This window comes from Pedobacter sp. A2324, from assembly GCF_059693705.1.
Genome location: NZ_JCASSK010000002.1, coordinates 638,723 through 659,073, shown reverse-complemented (window position 1 = coordinate 659,073; position 20,351 = coordinate 638,723). Strand labels below are relative to the sequence as shown.

Here is a 20,351-nt window from a genome sequence, read left to right as displayed (position 1 = left end):
TATTAATTATTTTTTACCAGCCAATATCTAGCTGTTTGTGACGTTTCATTTGTACTTGCAATTGGATCTATGATAATATTTGAATAAACCAATCCCAATTATACCGAATCTGAAGCTTGCGCATAATTTTTTTGCTAAATGGAGAGAATTAATCTTCATAAAATCATATTACAAATGTCTATCTCATGAAGAATTATTTCATAATCGCGTTACTCACCTTATTGCCTTTTGTAAGTGCTTTTGCTCAATCTCAGGGTTGCTTATATAATGGGGTACTTTATCCTAATCTTAATGGAACGCTCATTGTTGGAGCTTATGGCTCCTGCCCTGCGAGAACTTTAATATATGATGGAGCTGCTTCCAAACCATATGTCAACACTTCAGCACAATGTACCGGAGCTAATTCAAATACAGCCGTTCTCGGTACGAAATATACCGGGCCGAATCAGACTAAATGTGTTGTTTTTTTTACTCCAGCCACATTTGTATGCAGCGATGTATATAACTATGTAGCTTGCCCACTAGACTCATCAGCTCCATCGCTTTTCATCTTAATAGCTGCAATAGGTATGTTTTTAGTAAGGAAAAAAGCCTTATTATTTTTTAAGGCTCCTAATTTGAAACATCGTCTAGTCTAAATAAAATATTTGCAATATTCCATCAATCACCTGAACAAGGTTGCAAATCAATTTAAATGTTCGATCCGTGACTTCCTTCCTGATAAACCATTATAAATTCAACTAGTGCCATATAGGCTACTCCAATGAAAGCAATAATGGCAGCCACAAAGACAGATATATGGGTATATGATCACTGGAAAAGCATGGATGCCCCACGGTTCATAGGTGTGATTTCTGCTCAGCAGAGTAAAGGACATAGAATATTTGGATTTGAATACGATCGGTTGCCACCCATCACATTTTTCATCTCAGCTTTGCTGAGTAAATTTAAAGTACGAGGGTAATACTGCCGCTAAGTTGTTTGCAGGATGCGCCAAAATCAATGATGTAGTAATATACACCGGTAGGTAAAGGCACATTATTTCTGGTGCCGTTAAATGGGATTTGATAGCCTACGGAAGAATAAACCAGGCTACCGGCACGGTTAAATATTGTAACTTTAATTTGTGGCGAATTTTCAATTCCCTTAATTAGCCAAACATCATTAATGCCGTCGCCATTTGGGCTAATGCTATTCGGAACAGCTAATGCTGAAAGGCCTACCTCTATGGTTACCGGTACACGGATGCTTTCGCAGTTACCCACTTTTGCGGATACAAAGTAAGTGGTGTTTTTAGATACCAATAGCTTAAATGTACCAGTTGCAGAATGCCCGAGGGGCTGCAATTCGGTTTCATTTTCATATAGAAGATATTCGAACTGCATTTGCGGGGCTTTAACCTGTATGTTTACTTGTCCGGGTGAGCAAAGTACAATAGGTTCTATTTTTGCTAGTGCGGGTGATAACGTTTGGGCGCGGATTTCAAATGTTTGCGAAACGGGTGCGCACCCTGATCCATCCCTTAACTGCAAGATATAGTTTCCGGCCAATTGATTGAGGAGCTGAGGCTCATTACCAATGATAGCGCCTGCTTCATTTAACCACTGATAGGCAATAGTACCTGTTCCGCCTTTAGCAGATAACCCACTGATGCTACCATTGGGAAGCCCGCATACTGATGGCTGTATTTGCAAACTACCCACCTCAAGGCTAACAGGCCTACCCTGCCCAATGGTATAAGTGGCAATCATCAGGTTGCACCCGTTCGCATCAACACCATACAGCTGATAATTTCCCGGGCCTATACCAGATAATATTAAACTGTTATTGTTGATGATGTTTCCAGATGCATCTTTCCAGAAATAGGAACTGGGTAAGACTTCTTCGCCGGTTAACGTAATCTCTATCCTTCCATCGTTTACACAATAGCTGGCATCTTTTAATACCTTGGTGTTACCACCAATTTTGATGAGGTTGGGTTTAGGGGTAATTTCGAAAGGACCATACTCTCTGTTACATGTAGTGTTTGCTGTTTTCAGCCAGTACTTTCCTACTGGCATTTGAGACAGCTGGATGCTGGTGGAAACAACCTGACGTTCCTCATTTACCCAGCTTAAAGTTGTTGCTCCATCAACTGCAATCCCGGAAATGCCACCATCGTTGTTACGACAGGAAGCTGTTTGGTAACTGATACTGCTGGTGTTGATTGAAATACCATTGATTTCGAAAATTTCGATGACGTCGCTCAAAACCGGCCCGCAGCCACCAGCATCTTCTATTTGCAGGATGTACTTTCCGGCAGGAATGTTATTAAGCTCGGCATTTGTTCCAACAATTGCGTTTGCAGCATTTCTCCAGGTGTATTTGATTGCTCCTGTAGCGGTGAATTTTAACCCGGTGATACTTCCTGTACCGGCATTGCAACTGGAATTTGTTTTTTCAACTGCTGATAAATCGATTACAGGCGAGTTTGTGGCCCGTAAAATAATGGGCTCGCCTATAGTTTGGCACTTTGACGACGATACCTTAAGAGTGTAGCTTCCTGCTGGGAGGTTCCTGATCTCACGGGTTGTAGCCACTTCTTTTCCTTCCTGGTTTACCCAGGAATAAGTGAGTGGGCTACTATCAGGCGCATAGGCAACAATATTGGTAATACTGCCATTGGCCAGGCTACAATCGGGATGCCTTATGGTAGCATATGGAACGATGATGGGTCTGAGGTCTTTAATGGTGAAATAATCAGATTCGGCGGAGCAGTATTCGCCAATGACCAGTTTATATCTTCCCGGAGGGGCATTTTCGAGTATGAGGGCATTTGAGACGGTTTCTCCCTTATCGTTTACCCATTTTACCTTGTCGGTATTGGCGATTACAATACCTTCTATTTTACCTGTAGTGGCACAATCGAAATCGGTGATTTTAATTTTTGTGGAATTGATGGCAGGATATGAAAATTCGGATGATTGTTTACCTACGTGTGCGTTTACTAGGATGTTTCGGCGATAGTTAGCTGTAAGATTAAACTGCCAGTTGCCATTGGCATCTGAGTTGGTGGTGCCCAGATAAGTTTCAGGTGCACATCCCTGACAATCGTCGCTAAGGAAAACATCTATAGTTGCCAATGGTGTTGAGGTTCCGCGGATGTAGCCTGTAGTTCGTTCAAGCACTTCCACCACAGGAGCATTAATCCCACGAGCTTCATATGCTTTAGTTACAATACATTTAAAAGAATTCCGGATTACCTTGAGGGCATTAACGCCATAACTGTTCACAATACCGCGACTGTACCCAACTACATTCCCTTTAGCAGGATCTTCATCACCAAAGATAATTTCGGCATCAAACAGCTCTGCAACAAAGGGGACCTGGCCAGGGCCATGTGGGTTTTTGCTATCAAGAGCTACGGTCCCGGTACGGTCTATACCAAACCAGTTGTGGTAAATATGGATAAAACCTTCAAGATATTTGAATTGAATGGCTCCACTGCCTGTTCCGTGAGACATGAGGTTGTCGGTGATTTCTATATTAACTTTAGTTTTTGGCGCGGTACCACTTGAATAAGGGCCATAAATCCTGAAGGTAGTCTCATTAAAGCCCCACTCTGTAGTAATCCCATCCTGATGAACCAGGGCGTTATTATTTTTGATTTTTAAATTGAATATGGTGCTTTTGTTTGTATAGGTAATCACAAAATAGGTAAAGATGATGTTCCTTTTTTTGGTGTCGCCTATTTCAAGATGATCCACATCGGTAAGAATCAGGGCTTCGGTGCGTATCGACTGAAGGGTATAAGGGCTCACACCAATGAGATTATCGAAAAGCTTCAGCCCGTCTGTATTTTTAATAGCTATACTCCCCAGATAGCCATTGTAACCGGTAATTACATTTCCTTTATTTTCATCACCAATAACAATGTTTTTACCATTGGTAATATCAATGCTACGTTTCTCACTACCCGCACCACTCACAGAAGGATTTGTTGTATCCAGGAGATATAATCCGAAAAAAGAGATGTCTTCTACATTGGTGCCTGTAAATACAACTATGGCTGGCTTTTCAAATGTTCTTAATGTTTTAAGGATAATTTTTGCATGGCTGTAACCGATATTGGCTCCAATTTGGGTGGTACCATCAATGGTGATGCGCGAGCTTAAAGCAGGCAAATCCGACAAGAGCTGAATGGTTCTGTCGTCTTCAGTGGTTCCTGGCAGGTTGAAATTTATGAAATCAGTTTCGGCTGTTCCATTGGCATTGGCCAGTGCAATTGCTTCGCGTAAAGTACCTGCACCTGCATCGGCTTTATTGGTTACGGTAAATGTGGCTGCGAGTAGTGAAAACCTGCAAAGTGCCAAGATAAAGAAGGTTAATATGATGGAGCGCATACAGAGGTCTAAATTAAGCATTCCTGCTTAATTTTTATGAGGTTAATTCTGTACCTAAAATACGCACTATGATGGCAAAACCCATCGGCAAAGGGTCAGAGAACGCAAAGCAAAATTGGGTTATTGGAAGCCATTAATATTGATGAAGACTGGAACCGCATCAGGAAACGTTTAAGTGGAAGTAACAGCCCAAGTACAGTTGAATGAATTGCAAAAGGAAAGGTGGAGTTTATTCAAATTGACGGGCGAAGTTACCCGCCAGAAAATACCACATTACTACTGACTTGCTGTCTTGTCGCCGAAATTGAGAAAATTGAAGTTGAATGATAAAGCAAACCAATTTTTGTTTTGATAAATATAGGTCTTACTCTTATCGCCGAAGCCATAATCCCATCCTATAACACCACCAATTTGAAATTTTTTCGAAACATCAAACACTAAGGCAAGGCCATAATTTGCGGCAAACATACTTTCACTCACTGTACCTGAAATACTTGTATTGTTTGCTGCTGTTTGATTAATGCTCGCGATTCCAAAAGAAGGGCCGACACTTACTCCACCAAGCCCAAGATAGCCTAGTCTGTAACCAATAAAAGTTCCTACGCTGAATGACGAATTACTTAATGAAGTTGCATGATTACCTGTTTCAGGATAAATTTTAAAGGGAACAATAAGTCCAGAAACGATGAAACTGTGGGAGTATTTCATAAAGTGGTCAGTTTTCATCGTTTCAAAATCAGCCTTTTTGATGTAGATAAATGTGTTAAAATCATCATCACTAATAAAACCGGTAAACTCGTCAGCCCACTTAACTGTAGCTTCTTTAACACTCTCATCACCATCGGGTATAAAAATTTGTACGTATTCCGTGGAAGTTGCAGGTACTTTGGCTTTTGCCGCTACTGCATTGACTACTGGCGGTCCGGCGGACGCAGGAACAGCCGCTACTGCCGGGATTTCATCTGTTTCAATTTTCACCTCCTTTACGGTGTAGAAATAATATTTGAAATCCCAGAAACGAAATTTAGTAATGTCAGGCAAGCCATTTACAGACTGGTACACTTTCACATTGCTATTGGTTGTTTGCTTAAGTTTAAAACCGTTGAAATCAGGGTTACTTTGTGCATTAGCCACGAGGCAAAAAAATAGGACTAAGAGGGGTGTTAAAATTAGATGTTTAGTTTTCATGTTTTTTGTTTTTAAAATATAACCAGTTACGTTTATTTTAAGATATCGATTCATCGAATACTTACATTAAAACTATTGAGAATAATTTTCATTTAAAATACTTATTTATAGGTATTTATTTATCTGCTATTTCAGGTCTTTGTTCGAGAACTAAATTGAATTTTTAACGTGAGATGAGGGTTTCAACCTGAAATTCTTAACTGAGATATGGGAAACCTTTAATGTTGGTTCTAATAGCTAGGCTAAGTAGAGTGCTAACTATTAGAGTTTAATTAGAGGTTTTGTCAATAAACATGGTTTATAAGTTTTAAACGTAGATTATTAATTAGATTTAATTAGAGATGATTCAGCTACACCGGCCTTTCTCATATAGAGGTGAAGGAGCTTCGTTTGCCCACGGTGCATAGGTATGATTTTTGCTCAGCAGAGTAAAGGACATAGAGTATTTGGATTTGAATACGAACTGGGTTGGCTAAAGTCTGATCAGTTGTTTTTGCTTGATTCCAGCCACTGGAATAACTGTTTTGAATAGGTTATCTTCTATGGATTGCGGTTCTCTTCCTGCACTGTATTTAAGATGGATGTAAAAATCCTTCTCTTAACTTTACTCTTAAAATTTCTGCATTATAGGGTTTGGTAAGGTCTATATGTATCTTTTGCTATTTTCCTTCTCTTAAATCTGATGTGGTTCTACTCTTAGATTTAACAGTAATCTGGCGATTAGGCTGGAAGTCTATCAAATAGTTTATTTAAAAACCTACTCACTAGTCTATCTAAAAGTCTATCTAGTAACCTATCTAATAGTTTATTTAAGCCTATTTACTAGATTATTTACCTAGTCTATCTAAAAGTCTATCTAGTAGTTCATCTTACTTATTTTCTTAAAACCCCAATAGGGTATATCATTGTTCCTGTATAATTGTTTTACTTATAGAAATCTAATATATGCTTTACTTGCTTGTAATCAGTTTTACTCAATAGCTAATTGATTTTATATCTGTTTTACTGAATCATATTGGTATTTTATTAGATTTATTGAAGCAATACGCGTTTTACAGAATTAAGTCCTCATACAAATTCCGCAATGTTACCTGCTGGAACATTATCTTTGCGTGATCAAATCATCCTATTATTAATGCCTCAACAAGAGAAACCAGCCAGGCCGCATAAGCTTAGTGATCTTCCTATGGGATTGCAGATTGTGCTGTTTATAGTTACGCTGGGAATTTTTTACTGGCTAAAACAGAGGCAGCAGGAACTTGAAAAAAGAGCCGGTATCCGCGAACTTCTTCCTGATATCCTGAAGGCTTTAGATGAAATTAAACAAAAGCAAAACATGCTGTTGTATTTCGCTAACAGCGATTGCCGCAAGCTTCAGTCCTCGCACAGTGCATTATTGAGTGCCATCCCAGGAAGCTATCGGAATTGTGGACTGGATCAGGCCGAAGTGGCTACCATTGCTCATTTCATTTCCGGTCATGACAACCTGGAAGCTACGCGAAAAGACTACAATACGCATTTTGTGAAGCGTGAAATAGCCGAGTTTAAAGACTTTTTTGCTGCGCTCGATAAGTATCCGCTCTCACAGGAGCAGATGAAAGCTGTAATATGCGATGAAGACAATAACCTGGTGATTGCTGGCGCCGGTACAGGGAAAACCACTACCATAAGCGCTAAGGTTGCTTACATTTTGGAAAAGAACCTGGCCAGGCCGGAAGAGCTGCTGGTGATTTCTTTTACAAATACGGCCGTAGAGGAGATGTTCGACCGGACTTGTAACTTTCTTAAAGATGATGACCTGGCCAGGTTAATCACGTTTAAAACCTTTAACAGTTTTGGCAACATGGTGATGCGTTACTGTAATCCTCACCCTGCAAAAATCGCTTTTGATGGAATAGATAAGAAGGCGAGGAAATTTCTTCAGGAATCTTTTGAACAGCTTTTTTTAACCAACGGCAGCTTTCAGCAAAAGGCCATCAACTTTATCGCTTTTTTTGCCCGCCCTCCGCAAAACCGGTTCGACTTTAAAACGGAGGCCGATTATTTTAAGCACGAACAATCTTACCGAAATATTTCGCTTAACGGAACAGTATGCAAAAGCCTGGAGGAAGTGATGGTGGCCAACTTCCTCTACTTACACCAGGTAAGCTTTGAGTATGAGTGTTTGTATCCTTTAGCCGCTGAAGACCGCAATCCGGAGTTTGGGCACTATCAGCCTGATTTTTATCTGCCTGAATATGGCTTATACTATGAGCATTACGGCATTGATGAAAATGGCCAGGTTCCTGATCATTTTAAATTTAAAGCACCCTTTCGGTCGGCAACGGAACAATACCAAAGCGGCATGCAGTGGAAGGCGACGATTCATGAAAAATATCAAACCAAACTGATTAAAACCTATTCTTTCCAGAATAAAAACCAGACACTGCTGAAGGCACTCAGGATTCAGCTCAATGCCCATGGGGTGATACTGAATAAGCGCCCTCCGGGTGAAATACTGGATAAGGTGAAGAGCCTCGACGACTATGAGGACTTTATGGGACTGGTTTATACTTTCCTGAACCTGATGAAATCGAACAACACCGGGGTTAAACAGCTAAGGAGCAAGGCTGCCGATAAGCGTTTCAACGTTTTTCTCGATGTTTTTGAACCCTTATTTGATGCCTACCAGCTTGAACTTTCAAGAACGGGTGGTATTGATTATAATGATATGGTGAACCGGGCTACATCGCACATTGCAAAAGGGGAATACCAGAAAAAATACAAGTATATTATGGTAGATGAGTTTCAGGATATGTCGCTGGGCAGGTACGACTTGCTGAAGGCTTTGAAGTTGGCCAATCCGGAGGCGAAGCTTTATGCCGTTGGAGATGACTGGCAGTCGATTTTCAGGTTTACCGGTAGCGACATTAGTATCATTACGCAATTTTCGAAGCATTTTGGGGTAACTGCCATAAACAGTATTTTGCAGACCTACCGTTTTAACAGGCAGATTCTGGACATTAGTAGCGGATTTATCCAAAGTAATCCGGCACAGTTAAGGAAACAACTTACCTCTCCTGCTCAGGCTAAACTGCCGGCATTTAAACTGGTGCCACAGGCTTCGTTTGGCAACAGGGCGCAACGCATGTTACAGAAATTCGATATCCTTTGTGATGTGCTGAGCAAAGTAGCGCTGGATTATAAAAGGGCAACAGTGTTTTTAATCGGCAGATATCACCATAACGCACCATCTGATTTGCGCGAACTACAAAAGCGGTTCCCAGGCTTAAAGATTAGCTATTATACTGCCCATGCCTGCAAAGGCTTAACCTGCGATGTTTCGGTACTGTTAGACCTGAATTCGGGCATCTTTGGTTTTCCATCGGAAGTGGCCGATGACCCTATTCTGAGCAACCTGCTGCACGAAGGGGAAACGTTTGAAAATGCTGAGGAAAGAAGGTTGTTTTATGTAGCATTAACCCGCGCCCGCCACCAGGTTTATATGGTATATGATCCGGGTAGCAAAAGTAAGTTTATGGAAGAGCTGATGGAGGTTTATAGTGTTGGTGAGGGGGAAATGGTGCAGCTTAAATGGTAGGTTAACGATAAGCTTACTGTTCCGAACCCGCTGAAGGGCGGACAAAATACGTTTGTTTGTAACTGGAAATTATATCGAGTTTAACACAGATTTCAAGGTTTTTAAATCATATAAATCTGGAAGTTGATATTGGTTGAAAATCAATGTTGGTGTCGACTTAATTCTGTAATTACTAATCCATTTTTGCTGTTCGTTAAGAATTTGATGGTCTAATTCGTTGATTGTTGACTGAAAGCGGTTCTTCCAATTAGCCGGGTCATCTTTTCCTGTCAGATACCAGGCATCGAGCGCAATGAGTGCGTCTGCAGGCGGTGAAGTCCTAAATAAGGAAAGTAGTGATAGTGCTATCTCTACCTGGTCTTTGTTTTTCTCGTTTAATGCAAATAGTATGTTGATTTTGATATGTGGAAAAGTCTTCATCAATTCAACTACTTCAGCATGCATTTTGGCACATGGACGGCAATAGGGATTACTGATAATAACTAAATGATTTTCACTATTTATATCACCAAAGGTAATTGGCATGTGTTTATGTGATATTTCATAAAACCGCTCTTTTGTCAATAACATTTTGAATACCTCTGAATGATTAGTGAATTTCCGGAGCTTTTGGTTAATTGGTGTCAAATCAATCTTTGCCTGGATCAAAGGTTTGATTATCCACCAGGATATCATCGGAACTAAGAGAGAGATTACTAAAACAAATACTGATGAAAAAGACAGGTTCCAGGATTGCAGCAACAATTGGCCGGATGCACGAGCGTAATATTGAAACGCAAAGAACTCCATCCACAACAGGATTTGGACCGTACAACATAAAAAACAATAGGTCTTTGTTTTGAGTTGATATCCTATTGAATAGAAAGTGTAAGGAATAGCTAGAACATTAAACCAGGCAAATACATTTGCGAAACGGGCATCTGATAGAAGTGATATTATTGAGCCTAGAAAATAAAAAAAACCAACCTCACTCCAACTTAGCCAGCTGGTTAGATTAGCAGCGCTGGATTTTAAAATTTGGTTACAGCCATTTTTTCCTTTGATATTACATAGCTGTTTGATGAAGGGGCTATCTGAATTAAATTTCTGAATTAACAAGGCAACGGATGTTAATAAACCTAAAGTCTTGATGAAAAAAATCAGGGACAATTCAATGGGATATTTCGAGGCTGCTACTTTCAAACCAAATAAAATGAACAGTGAGATGGCTATAAAAGGGAGCAATAGTGAGCGTGCAAATTCAATGAACCTTTTGGTTTTGTAACCATCCTCGCTTATTTCTTTATTTTTTTCTTCTACAAGAAAGATTGTTCCTCCCCAACGATTCAGGAATTCTTGTTTTGGCATTTCCTTTTTCGACAAGTGCTGATTGCTATAGATAATGCTTTCATCCCTAATCTCTTCGATTAAAAGAAAATTACCGTTACCCTCTCGAAGGTGCACTATGAAAGGCACCTCGGTGGCATAGGAAGTAAATTCACTGTGTGGTACGTTATAGGCTGTGTTACTAACATTCCAACCATCCAGACAATCGCTTATTGATAGCAAGCTTGGGTATTCAGGATGTTCCTGTAAACAAGTTCGAACCGAAGTCCGGGTAATCCCAAACCTTTGATTTTCTATTAGTCCAATAGCTACACTTTCTAAATTACTTAAAGGTTTGCGAAACATATTACGTGGTTATTAAAAGTTTCTCTCCAATACACTTACCTGCTATTCATCATTTTGATAATATTTCTGAAAAAGCGCTGAAGTAAGGAGCTTTCCTCAGTGATAATTTCGGCACTTCCCTGCATTCCATTTTTAAGAATAATTCTTCTGGACAAATCTTTATTTTCAAATCTGTCAAAACTCACTTTCGCGATGAATACGCTGTCGCGGTAAGCAACATCCGAAACATAGCTGAGCTTGCCCTCAATCATTCCGTATTGTTCAAAAGGATAACTGTGCATTTTAATCAGCGTAGTGGCGCCACGGCGGATTTTGCCCATGTTATATTGAGGAATTTGTACCTCACCAAAGAAATCTGTATTCCCTGGATTAACAATAAACACCTCCTGCCCGGATTGCAGGTTTTGATTTTGTTGAACAATGCCGGCAAAACTAACCTTCCCGGCCACGGGGGCAATAAACAGGTGTTGCATTACCCAGTTATCAATTTCAGTGATACATTGGTTTAGGGCCTGGGTAAATTTTGACTGTTCTTCGTATATGGTGTGCTTTAAATCGAGCAATTCTTTCTCTTTGGCGCTATAACTGCTCATATTGTTTAATATAGCGGTTTCACTCTGTTGCAGGGGATACTTCGAAACCAGGTATTTATTCTCCTGTTGTTGAAATTCGCTTCTCGATATCACCTTGCTGCCATAAAGTTTTTGGTAAGCCTTATACTCAGCTTCCTGATTGGCGTATTCAAGTTCCTGAATTTTCTTTTGTTTTTCAATTTGGCTGCCCAGCGCTTTGATGCTGTTAAGATCTTTTTCCAGAAATGCCATCCGCCGGAGATAATAACCATTTTTTAATGTAGCCACATATTGCAGGTATTGCTGGTGAAAATTCTGGTAACTACTTTGTAACTCCCCAAGGTTTAGTCCTTCAGGTACAACCATCTGTTGTGCTTCAGCATGATTAACCTTAGCTTGTAATGATTTAAGGCTATTACTTAACTGCAATACATGGGCTGGAATAGCAGTACTTTCGAAATACCCTAAAGGCTGATTAGCATGTACTTCATCGCCGTCTTTAACAAGTAGTGCTGCAAGCTTACCGCTTTGTCTGGCCAGTACAGCTTTTGGGGCATTCAATGAGTTTACCTTAACATTCACCATTACCACATCCGGGTAATCGATAAAGGCAGCCATTAATACAATGCCTGCTAATATGGCAAAGATCAACGTAATGCCCCACTTTAAAATCCATGAGGGTACAGCAGTGATAATTTCATGCACTTCTTCGCTGTGGAGGTTTTCTTCAAAATCTTTCTCTTCCATAACTTTAATTAGTTTCCAAGTTCGAGCTGATTCTTCACCAATTGGTAGTAAACACCCTTCCCGCCCGCCAGCTCGGCATGGGTACCTTGTTCAATAATTTTGCCTTTCTCCAAAACAATAATGTTATCGGCATGCTTTACAGTACTTAAACGGTGGGCTACTACGACAACGGTTTTGCCAACCAAAAAGCGTTCAAGATTTTCCATAATTACCTTTTCATTATGTGCATCGAGGGCATTTGTGGCCTCGTCAAAAAATATGTATTCAGGGTTTTTGTAAACGGCACGGGCAATGAGGATACGCTGTTTTTGCCCCTGACTGATGCCATTACCCTCAGCACCGATTTTGGTATTGAGCCCGAGCGGAAGGCGTTCAATAAAATCGGTGATGTTAGCTACCTCTATAGCATTTTTTAGTTTCGCCTGATCAGGGTATTCATCGCCAACGGCTATGTTGTGTGCAATGGTATCTGAAAAGATAAAACCATCCTGCATCACTACCCCGCAAAGGCTTCGCCACTGCCTGAAGCTTACCTGACTTAATGGTGTATGGCCTACTTTGATTTCGCCTAGCTGCGCTTCGTAAAAACGGAGCAGTAGTTTTAGGATGGTAGTTTTACCGCTGCCGCTCATCCCAACGATAGCAGTGGTTTTACCTGCGGGAATATGAAGATTGACATTGCTGAGCACCGCTTCGCTGCCCGCACCGGGATAGGTGAAAGTAATATTTTGTAAATTTAAACTCCGGTCGGAAGGAAGTTCTTTGATCAGGGTTTTTCCGGAAGGTTCCTCATCTTCCATTTCTCTGATTTCACCAAGCCTTTCTAATGAAATTTTCGCATCCTGCAATTGCTGGATAAATCCGAGCATTTGCTCTATAGGGCTGTTAAGCTGCCCGATAATATATTGTACCGCCATCATGGCGCCTAATGTTAATCCACCTTCGATAACCGATTTGGCAACCAGAAAGGTAATAAGTATGTTTTTACCTTCATTGATAAAAAATGCACCGGCCTGCTGGTATTGGCCAAGGCGTAAACTGCTGATATTGAACCTGAATAAGCCTGCCTGCAATCGCTCCCATTCCCACCGCTTCTGCTGCTCACAGTTGTTGAGTTTAATTTCCTGCATGCCCGTAATTAATTGCACGATGGCACTCTGGTTTTTAGAGGATATGTCAAAACGTTTGAAATCAAGATTGCGCCTCCGTTTGAGGAACAACATTACCCAGAAGCTGTATAATATGGTGCTTACCAGAAAGATAATAAAGATGGTGAGGTTGTAGTAGGCCAGCACGAAACTGAAAATGATGAGGTTAAAAACGGAAAAAATTACATTCAGCGTAGGCCCTGTTAAAAATGATTCGATCCGTTTTTGATCATTCATGCGCTGCATAATATCGCCGGTCATTTTAGTGTCGAAGAAACTGATTGGCAGTTTCATTAGTTTGATCAAAAAATCGGTGAGAATAGAAATATTAATCCTGGTGCTGATGTGGAGCAAAATCCATGACCGGATAAAGTCTACACTCATCCGCCCAACAAATAGCATGGTTTGGGCAATTAGAATGATATAAATGAAATTGAGGTTTCGCGTATTAATTCCGATATCGACAACAGATTGAGTAAGGAAAGGAAGAATCAACTGAAGCAAACTTCCTACCCCCAATCCAACAAAAAGCTGTATCACCAGCGATTTATATTGATATAAATATCTGAGAAGATAGGTAAAGCTCAACGCAGGTTGGTGATCACTCTCCTGCTCAAAAAAATCGGGACTGGGCGACAGCACGAGCGCAATACCCTCTCCCTGGCCTTGTTTTGGGAGCCAGCATTTGCGAAACTCAGTTTCAGAGTAAACAATTAAACCTTTGGCGGGGTCGGCAACATAATAGTTATTGCCCTTTACGCGATGCAGCACAACGAAATGATTCTGATTCCAATGGAGGATCATTGGAAGCTCCGTATCTTTCAGTTCCTTAAGGTAAAGCTTGAGGGCTGTAGTTCGGAAACCTATTTTTTCAGCCGCGTCACTGATGCCCAGCAGCGAAACACCCTCACGGTTGATGCCGGAAATTTCCCGGAGTTTTTGCAGGCTAAAACTTTTGCCATAATGTTTTGCAATCATGCGCAGGCAGCTTGGCCCGCAATCCATTTGATCTGGCTGCTTATAAAAGGTGAATTTTTTCAATGCGATGGGTTAGGTGATAAACGGTTAATTAGATTTCCTGAAGCTTGAAACTACCAGCTTTTTAGCAATTCGAGTAATCTTTTTTCAAAAGCGGGATCATCAGGACTGACAAAATGATCATTTAAAACTGTTCCATTTCTTTTGATGACCAGGTACCTCGGGATGGACTGAATATCGAAAAAAGACATCAGTGGAGAGTGCGGTTTATCAAGTAAACGATATTGGTATAAGTCGCCATACAGTTTGTCATCTTTTAAGGCCGCGATCCATTCACCCGATTTGCTTTCCTCATCGATACTGATGCTGATAAATTTAATGGGTTTATCCCGGAGCCTTGTTTTCACGGCTTCGAGGAATGGCGTTTGTTTGCGGCAAGGTACGCACCAGCTGGCCCACATATCAATAAATACCAGCGAATCTTTTTCATCAATGACATTTTCAAGCGATTGTGTTTTCTGAACAGGATCAATCAGCCGTACACTATTTAACGCCCGGAATTGATATTGACTTAAATGGTTGAGAACTTCCGAATGTGAGCCACCTTTAAGTTGATTGTAGGCAGATGCACGTTTGTAAGCGGCCTGGTAAGCGGGATCGGATTTTCTGGAATAGTGTTTAAGGGAAGCAATAGCAGAAGACAGGACACGTTCGGCTCCAAAAAACTGCTCATTACTAATTAAAAATTTTAACCTTTGATCAATATTTTTCAAATCCCGCTGATCTCTGGTGAGGTGATAAGAAGTAATGTAGTATATCAATGCGTCTACATCTGGCGATTGAATTTGGGAGAGCGTGTTTATTTCTGTAAGGATTTGATGTGCCTTTAGCTTTGTTTCGGCAGGGACATTTTGAAAGTTTTGTGGTGTAATGGCTTTGAGCAATGCGGTATAATAGCCAGTTGTTTTGGCAAGCTTCCAGGTATGGGCAGTAGCCTGGTTTAAAAAACCGGTACCTGAAAGGCTGTCAATACGTTTTAACTGCTTGCGGTATATTGATTTGATTGCATTGAAATAAGCCGATTGCGCCTCCTTTCCTTTAGAAGACGGAAGTTTTGTAGCCTGTTCGTTGAACCATGAATCGATAAAGAGTCGGGAGCTGTTTCCATCTTTAACTTCAATATCAAACTGATTTTTTACCTGAAGTGAAAGCTCATCACCAGGATGAAGGTAGAACTTGTGGTGGTAAAACACGCCGTGGTCAATGAGTCCATAACGAAACTCAATAGCTTTGCTGGAGGCCATGGTTTTAATCAGAATGGTATCATGATTTGACAGGTTTCTGAATCCGATGGTTTTATCTTCATCATAAAATATTGAAAACTTTTCGGCCGGCTTCAGAAAAACCCTGATTTTAATATCCCCTACCGCAACCCGTGCTTGTGCGGGTATAAAATAGCTTACCAGTATGGTGGTAGCAGCCCCTAAAAATAGTAGTGTGGTGATCTTTAGCTTCATATTTTCAAATTAGTTTGCATGGGAATAATCATTCCCATGCATGTGATTTGCTATACATATTCATGTTGCCACCCATCAGAAGGGCAATCCCAACCTGTTCTGTTACCTGTGTAACTTGCGTGACTTGCAGCTACATCGCCGGCGTTTACGTTACCACCTTCGTTTACATAAGCTACGATAGTTCTGGTGTCTCCATTGATTTCATAAACAATACAACCTCTGTCTGAGGTATCAGCTAAGCCACCCATCACATTTTTCATCTCAGCTTTGCTGAGTAAATTTACTTTTTTCATGTTTAAAATTTAAGTTGTGATTGTAATATTGGTCAACCTTTCACGCAAGGTTGACTTGAGCGATGACAGTAAACGCCGTCATTCGTTCCGGGAAGCGATCCGTTTGCAACCGTATGCTTCTCCTTTTTTGCAAAAATTCTTATACTTCTGTATCCAGGCTAACATCGCCCCAGATAGATAGGTACGATGCTAGCGCCAGAAACAAGATTGAGATGGTTAATAAAATATTTTCATATTGGGCATGGTCATTTAAACAGCACTTAATAGTGGAAACTGTTACCTTACTGCTCAGGGTTAGAAGTAAGGGAACAAAAATAACCTCCATTTTTTTGCGATGTGAATTAAATATATTCATACTGCTGATATGCTATTACGACATGACGAAGTTTCCGCTTTTAATGTTTAAATCAAAGCCACTGTAATGCCTATTACACCAAATGCCAGTTTCCTGGGACACACATGGATTTTATCGATACCAAGTGCTATAAGAATCGCCTGTAGCGGACAAAAAGCTCAGAAAAGTCGGTTTTCGTCAAGGTGAAAAGGCTGTGTACTTATGCCAACTGGTTTTTGTATCAAAAAAGACGTATTTTGTCCTTGAAATACCTGGTTTGGTGTATTATTTTTGATCATATACTTTCCAAGAGGTAGTTTTATCTATTGATTAACTTAATCTTTGGAAACATGACGAACAAGAAATTGAAAAAAACAACAATGTTTATCTTTAAAAGAAAACCTGCTTTTCATCTGAGTAAAGAGGAAATGCAAAAGATTAAAGGTGGTGGAGGCAATACCAGCGATGACATTCCACCATCTACGCTTCCGGGATGCGTTGAAGATAAACCGACGTTGGGCACCATCAGCCTTTAAATGCCTCACGTTTTAATCCATTACAATTAAACTAACCTTCCTTGTCAATGCGTGCTTCACTTACATTTTCAATCCTGATCCTACTTACCATTGCCACTGCTTCAACATACGCACAGAGTTGTAACTGTAAGGATAACCTCGAGTTTGTAGTGGCAAGAATTAAAAAGAATTATGTGGGCTACAGTGATAAGGTTAATCTTCAAACGGTAAAAAGATTTGATTTTTTAACTGATAGCCTGCTCGCTGAAGCTGGCAAAGTGCCCACATATCAGTGCTTGCCAATTTTAAAAACATGGTTATCTTTTTTTAATGACAAGCACATCAGCATTTCGTATGATGATAGCGGTTACAGCGTTGAGCAAATAAAAGACTACTACGCCAGGGAGGAAACAACCAGTTGGACAGCCTTATCCTTTAAGGACTATCTTGACAGGAATAAGGCTGTTTTAGACAGTGTTGAAGGTGTTTGGAAGGACGAGAGTGGGGCTTATCAGATTGGTATTGTAAAAGACAGTGGCGATTTCATTGGCTTTATCATTAAGGCTGATGGAAAAAGATGGTTGCCTCAGCAGGTTAAAATGCGTATTTCTAAAATAGGAAATGTTTATGGCCTGAAGTATTTTAGGGCAATAGATCATTCGAACAACATTCTCTCCATTTATAAAAATGCTGATACATTGACTTTTACAGATGGGAAAGTTTTGTCAAGATGGTTTAAGAACGGTCCGCCGGTTAGTGTGTCAGGAAAGCAACAAGCGGGTACATCTACTGAAAAACCATCTTTTAAAATACTTGACGATAAAACTTGCCTTTTTCAGCTACCAGCGTATGCAACATTGGCCAATGTTGCTGCGGTAGATAGCATTCTTAAACAACATAAAAACGCAATTAAAAACCACCGGCATTTAATCATAGATATTCGGAATAATTATGGTGGTTCTGTTCTGGTGTATGATAAACTGATCCCATACCTTTATACCAGGCCCATTTTAACTGAAGGTGGATGTGTATTGGCCACTGAAGAAAATATACGCGACTATTATAGTGCTATACCTGCAAATATTCCCGACAGCATTAAAAAAGGATTTGTCAGGAATTTAAATGTTTTAAAAGCACACCTTAACCAGCTATATCCCTTGTATCCTGTTGACACTATCAAACTCAAAGAAGTAATGGCTTATCCCAAAGAGGTATCGATAGTAGTAAACAGGAATACCGCCAGTGCCGCAGAACTTTTTATGCTCCAGGCTAAACAAAGCAGTAAGGTAAAGCTATTTGGCGAACGTTCTTCAGGGGCAATTGATTATTTGGAAGTGGTGAAAACAAAACTACCCTGCGATATATACACACTGGGATATCCTGCGTGCAAATCGTCGAGACTACCCGATTTTCCGCTGGATAATACCGGAATACAACCAGATGTTCAAATAACTTCAGAAATAAAAGATTGGGTAGGATTTATTCAATCGTATAAGGAAAGATAAATTGAAACAAAAACGGAAAATTATATTATACCACCTGTTCTTCTGGTTGGGATACATGCTGGTGAGCACGCTGATCGAATTTGCGGGCAACCCCGGTGGGTATTTCTTTAGTATCGGTGACTTTTTCTTCACTCAATTTCCGAATATCTGTACTTTTTACCTGTGCCTGTTGGTGTTTTCCAGATACCTTAACCCATTAAAAACATTCCCGCTGATGAGCGCGGTCGTTATGGTATACCTGATTTCATTCCTCATATGGTACGTTACTGCTTATCATGTCAGGCCGCTGATCAAAGCCAATGGTGGCGCCACACCGGAATTTCACATCTGGAAGTTTGCCGTACCTGTGCTGTGGCTATACATTAAGTATGCTTTTTTTGCTTTCGGATATCATTATGCCAGCGAAAACATCAAATACCAAAAGCAGTTGCGTATTATAGTGGAGGAAAAGCACCAGGCACAATACGCATTCCTCAGGGCACAAATTAATCCGCACTTTTTGAATAATACCCTCAATTTTTTCTATGCCAAATCTCTCCCGCTATCTTCAGAATTATCAAACGGTATTATGACTTTGAGTGAAATTATGCATTATTCCTTAAAACAGGATCATGAAAGCCAAACGGAAATTATTGAAGAGGAGGTGGACCACATCAGAAACGTAATTAAGATCAATCAACTCCGGTTTAATCATGAGTTACAAATCCTGCTCGAGGTAAAGGGCAGTACTACAAATGTTCGCGTTGTTCCGCTGGTTTTGATTACTATCGTGGAAAACATGCTAAAACATGGAGATTGTACTGATCCGGCTAATCCAGCCAGAATTACGCTCGATGTTGTTAAAGAACAAAATTGCATAACCTTTAAAACCTATAATATCAAAAAGAAAGGTCCGAAGGAGCAATCAAGCGGAATTGGAATCAATAACATTGGAAACAGACTTGCACACCATTATGGGACGAATTTTAGCCTGGAGATTACTGATACTGCTACCGATTATGCTGTTGAACTTACGCATCCTATATTGATATCAGGCAAAAATTAAAAAACCTACATTATGATAAACTGCATCATTGTCGACGATGAAGCCCATGCGATAGAAGTATTAACTCACTATATTAGATCAATAGATCAACTGAACCTGATCGCCAGCTTCACTAAACCAACGGAAGCCATTACGTTTCTAGGCGGGCAGCATATCGATTTGATATTTCTAGATATCCATATGCCCACGCTCTCAGGCCTCGAATTTATCCAGACAGTTCGCCACAAAAACTATAATTTCATACTCACAACAGCTTACCGTGAGTTTGCTTCTAATGGCTTTGACCTCGATGTGATTGATTATCTGGTTAAGCCTATCCCCTTTCCACGTTTTTTGCAGGCCATCACCAAAGTGCAGAAAACAATAAACCCTATGCCGCAACAGGGACAAAATGAATCAGTGGATGCCGATTACTTTATTGTTAAAACGGCTTCTAAAAGTAAGATGGTTAAAATTTACGTCAAAGATATTGACTACATAGAAGGTATGAAGAATTATGTTGCTTTTCACCATAATGGTATCAGAACGCTGGCTCTTACCACGATGAAAGACATCGAGGAAAAATTACCCGAAAAAAATTTTATGCGCATTCAAAAGTCATTCATAATTGCCTTGAACAAAATTGTCGCAATTAGCGGAAATCAGGTAATACTTAAAGATATCTCATCTGAAATATTGATTGGAGAAACGTATAAAAAGAATTTTTTAGACACTTTAAAAAAGCAAATGATCAACCCTGGTACTTAGCCTTTTCAGCAAGCAGGCATTAGGATAGTTAAGTTACCACTCATGCCATGAAATCGAGCTATTTACCAGCGGTGCTTTTAAGTATTTTGTTGATGTCCACGCCGTGGTTTGCCAAAAAAAGGACGCAGT

At 40.2% G+C, this 20,351-nt stretch carries 14 protein-coding genes; 7 read left to right on the top strand and 7 right to left on the bottom strand.

Features of this window, described 5'->3' with window-relative positions; genetic code table 11:
• Nucleotides 1-185: 185 nt before the first annotated feature.
• Both AC570I_RS07935 and AC570I_RS07930 read left to right on the top strand, forming a co-directional pair.
• Nucleotides 186-638: a hypothetical protein gene (locus AC570I_RS07935; RefSeq protein ID WP_497405046.1), complete on the top strand. Its 453-nt coding sequence runs from the start codon at nucleotides 186-188 to the stop codon at nucleotides 636-638.
• Between the two features lie 125 nt (nucleotides 639-763).
• Nucleotides 764-964, top strand: a complete 201-nt coding sequence (locus AC570I_RS07930; RefSeq protein WP_497405045.1) for a hypothetical protein — start codon at nucleotides 764-766, stop codon at nucleotides 962-964.
• On the opposite strand, the gene AC570I_RS07925 is transcribed toward AC570I_RS07930, so the two are convergent.
• Together AC570I_RS07925 and AC570I_RS07920 are read right to left on the bottom strand one after the other, a co-directional pair.
• The gene (locus AC570I_RS07925; protein WP_497405044.1) at nucleotides 948-4,403 is read right to left on the bottom strand and encodes a T9SS type B sorting domain-containing protein; all 3,456 of its coding nucleotides are present in this window, start codon (nucleotides 4,401-4,403) and stop codon (nucleotides 948-950) included. The two genes, AC570I_RS07930 and AC570I_RS07925, sit on opposite strands and share 17 nt — an antisense overlap.
• Nucleotides 4,404-4,658: 255 nt before the next feature.
• A complete protein-coding gene (locus AC570I_RS07920; RefSeq protein WP_497405043.1) occupies nucleotides 4,659-5,570 on the bottom strand; it encodes a hypothetical protein in 912 nt (303 codons plus the stop codon).
• A 1,135-nt stretch (nucleotides 5,571-6,705) separates the two neighbouring features.
• Here AC570I_RS07920 and AC570I_RS07915 point away from each other — a divergent pair.
• Nucleotides 6,706-9,150 carry a UvrD-helicase domain-containing protein gene (locus tag AC570I_RS07915; protein WP_497405042.1) on the top strand — a complete coding sequence of 815 codons (2,445 nt, stop codon included), beginning with the start codon at nucleotides 6,706-6,708 and terminating at the stop codon, nucleotides 9,148-9,150.
• A 69-nt stretch (nucleotides 9,151-9,219) separates the two neighbouring features.
• Here AC570I_RS07915 and AC570I_RS07910 read toward each other — a convergent pair whose 3' ends face one another.
• From AC570I_RS07910 to AC570I_RS07890, 5 genes are read right to left on the bottom strand one after another with little or no spacing between them, the layout of a single operon-like run.
• Complete coding sequence (locus AC570I_RS07910; protein WP_497405041.1) at nucleotides 9,220-10,821, bottom strand: cysteine peptidase family C39 domain-containing protein; 1,602 nt, start codon at nucleotides 10,819-10,821, stop codon at nucleotides 9,220-9,222.
• Between the two features lie 35 nt (nucleotides 10,822-10,856).
• The gene (locus AC570I_RS07905; RefSeq protein ID WP_497405040.1) at nucleotides 10,857-12,140 is read right to left on the bottom strand and encodes an HlyD family secretion protein; all 1,284 of its coding nucleotides are present in this window, start codon (nucleotides 12,138-12,140) and stop codon (nucleotides 10,857-10,859) included.
• A gap of 8 nt (nucleotides 12,141-12,148) precedes the next feature.
• Nucleotides 12,149-14,329: a peptidase domain-containing ABC transporter gene (locus AC570I_RS07900; RefSeq protein ID WP_497405039.1), complete on the bottom strand. Its 2,181-nt coding sequence runs from the start codon at nucleotides 14,327-14,329 to the stop codon at nucleotides 12,149-12,151.
• Nucleotides 14,330-14,379: 50 nt separating this feature from the next.
• The gene (locus tag AC570I_RS07895; RefSeq protein WP_497405038.1) at nucleotides 14,380-15,783 is read right to left on the bottom strand and encodes a TlpA family protein disulfide reductase; all 1,404 of its coding nucleotides are present in this window, start codon (nucleotides 15,781-15,783) and stop codon (nucleotides 14,380-14,382) included.
• 50 nt (nucleotides 15,784-15,833) lie between these two features.
• Nucleotides 15,834-16,076: a hypothetical protein gene (locus AC570I_RS07890; RefSeq protein ID WP_047799840.1), complete on the bottom strand. Its 243-nt coding sequence runs from the start codon at nucleotides 16,074-16,076 to the stop codon at nucleotides 15,834-15,836.
• 684 nt (nucleotides 16,077-16,760) lie between these two features.
• Here AC570I_RS07890 and AC570I_RS07885 point away from each other — a divergent pair.
• Genes AC570I_RS07885 through AC570I_RS07870 form a run of 4 tightly spaced genes read left to right on the top strand, consistent with a single transcriptional unit; the run spans nucleotide 16,761 to nucleotide 20,222 of the window.
• The gene (locus AC570I_RS07885) at nucleotides 16,761-16,946 is read left to right on the top strand and encodes a hypothetical protein (RefSeq protein WP_047799841.1); all 186 of its coding nucleotides are present in this window, start codon (nucleotides 16,761-16,763) and stop codon (nucleotides 16,944-16,946) included.
• Between the two features lie 47 nt (nucleotides 16,947-16,993).
• Nucleotides 16,994-18,430, top strand: a complete 1,437-nt coding sequence (locus AC570I_RS07880) for a S41 family peptidase (protein WP_497405037.1) — start codon at nucleotides 16,994-16,996, stop codon at nucleotides 18,428-18,430.
• Between the two features lies 1 nt (nucleotide 18,431).
• Nucleotides 18,432-19,475, top strand: coding sequence for a sensor histidine kinase (locus AC570I_RS07875; protein WP_497405036.1), 1,044 nt, complete (start codon nucleotides 18,432-18,434; stop codon nucleotides 19,473-19,475).
• A gap of 12 nt (nucleotides 19,476-19,487) precedes the next feature.
• The gene (locus AC570I_RS07870) at nucleotides 19,488-20,222 is read left to right on the top strand and encodes a LytR/AlgR family response regulator transcription factor (protein ID WP_497405035.1); all 735 of its coding nucleotides are present in this window, start codon (nucleotides 19,488-19,490) and stop codon (nucleotides 20,220-20,222) included.
• Nucleotides 20,223-20,351: the final 129 nt, after the last annotated feature.

What these genes read in the sequence shown, in the direction of transcription:
- AC570I_RS07935 (WP_497405046.1), top strand. Translation starts at nt 186, where the DNA reads ATGAAGAATTATTTCATAATCGCGTTACTCACCTTATTGCCTTTTGTA.
- AC570I_RS07895 (WP_497405038.1), bottom strand. Translation starts at nt 15,783, where the DNA reads ATGAAGCTAAAGATCACCACACTACTATTTTTAGGGGCTGCTACCACC.
- AC570I_RS07910 (WP_497405041.1), bottom strand. Translation starts at nt 10,821, where the DNA reads ATGTTTCGCAAACCTTTAAGTAATTTAGAAAGTGTAGCTATTGGACTA.
- AC570I_RS07890 (WP_047799840.1), bottom strand. Translation starts at nt 16,076, where the DNA reads ATGAAAAAAGTAAATTTACTCAGCAAAGCTGAGATGAAAAATGTGATG.
- AC570I_RS07880 (WP_497405037.1), top strand. Translation starts at nt 16,994, where the DNA reads ATGCGTGCTTCACTTACATTTTCAATCCTGATCCTACTTACCATTGCC.
- AC570I_RS07930 (WP_497405045.1), top strand. Translation starts at nt 764, where the DNA reads ATGAAAGCAATAATGGCAGCCACAAAGACAGATATATGGGTATATGAT.
- AC570I_RS07905 (WP_497405040.1), bottom strand. Translation starts at nt 12,140, where the DNA reads ATGGAAGAGAAAGATTTTGAAGAAAACCTCCACAGCGAAGAAGTGCAT.
- AC570I_RS07870 (WP_497405035.1), top strand. Translation starts at nt 19,488, where the DNA reads ATGATAAACTGCATCATTGTCGACGATGAAGCCCATGCGATAGAAGTA.
- AC570I_RS07915 (WP_497405042.1), top strand. Translation starts at nt 6,706, where the DNA reads ATGCCTCAACAAGAGAAACCAGCCAGGCCGCATAAGCTTAGTGATCTT.
- AC570I_RS07920 (WP_497405043.1), bottom strand. Translation starts at nt 5,570, where the DNA reads ATGAAAACTAAACATCTAATTTTAACACCCCTCTTAGTCCTATTTTTT.
- AC570I_RS07925 (WP_497405044.1), bottom strand. Translation starts at nt 4,403, where the DNA reads ATGCTTAATTTAGACCTCTGTATGCGCTCCATCATATTAACCTTCTTT.
- AC570I_RS07885 (WP_047799841.1), top strand. Translation starts at nt 16,761, where the DNA reads ATGACGAACAAGAAATTGAAAAAAACAACAATGTTTATCTTTAAAAGA.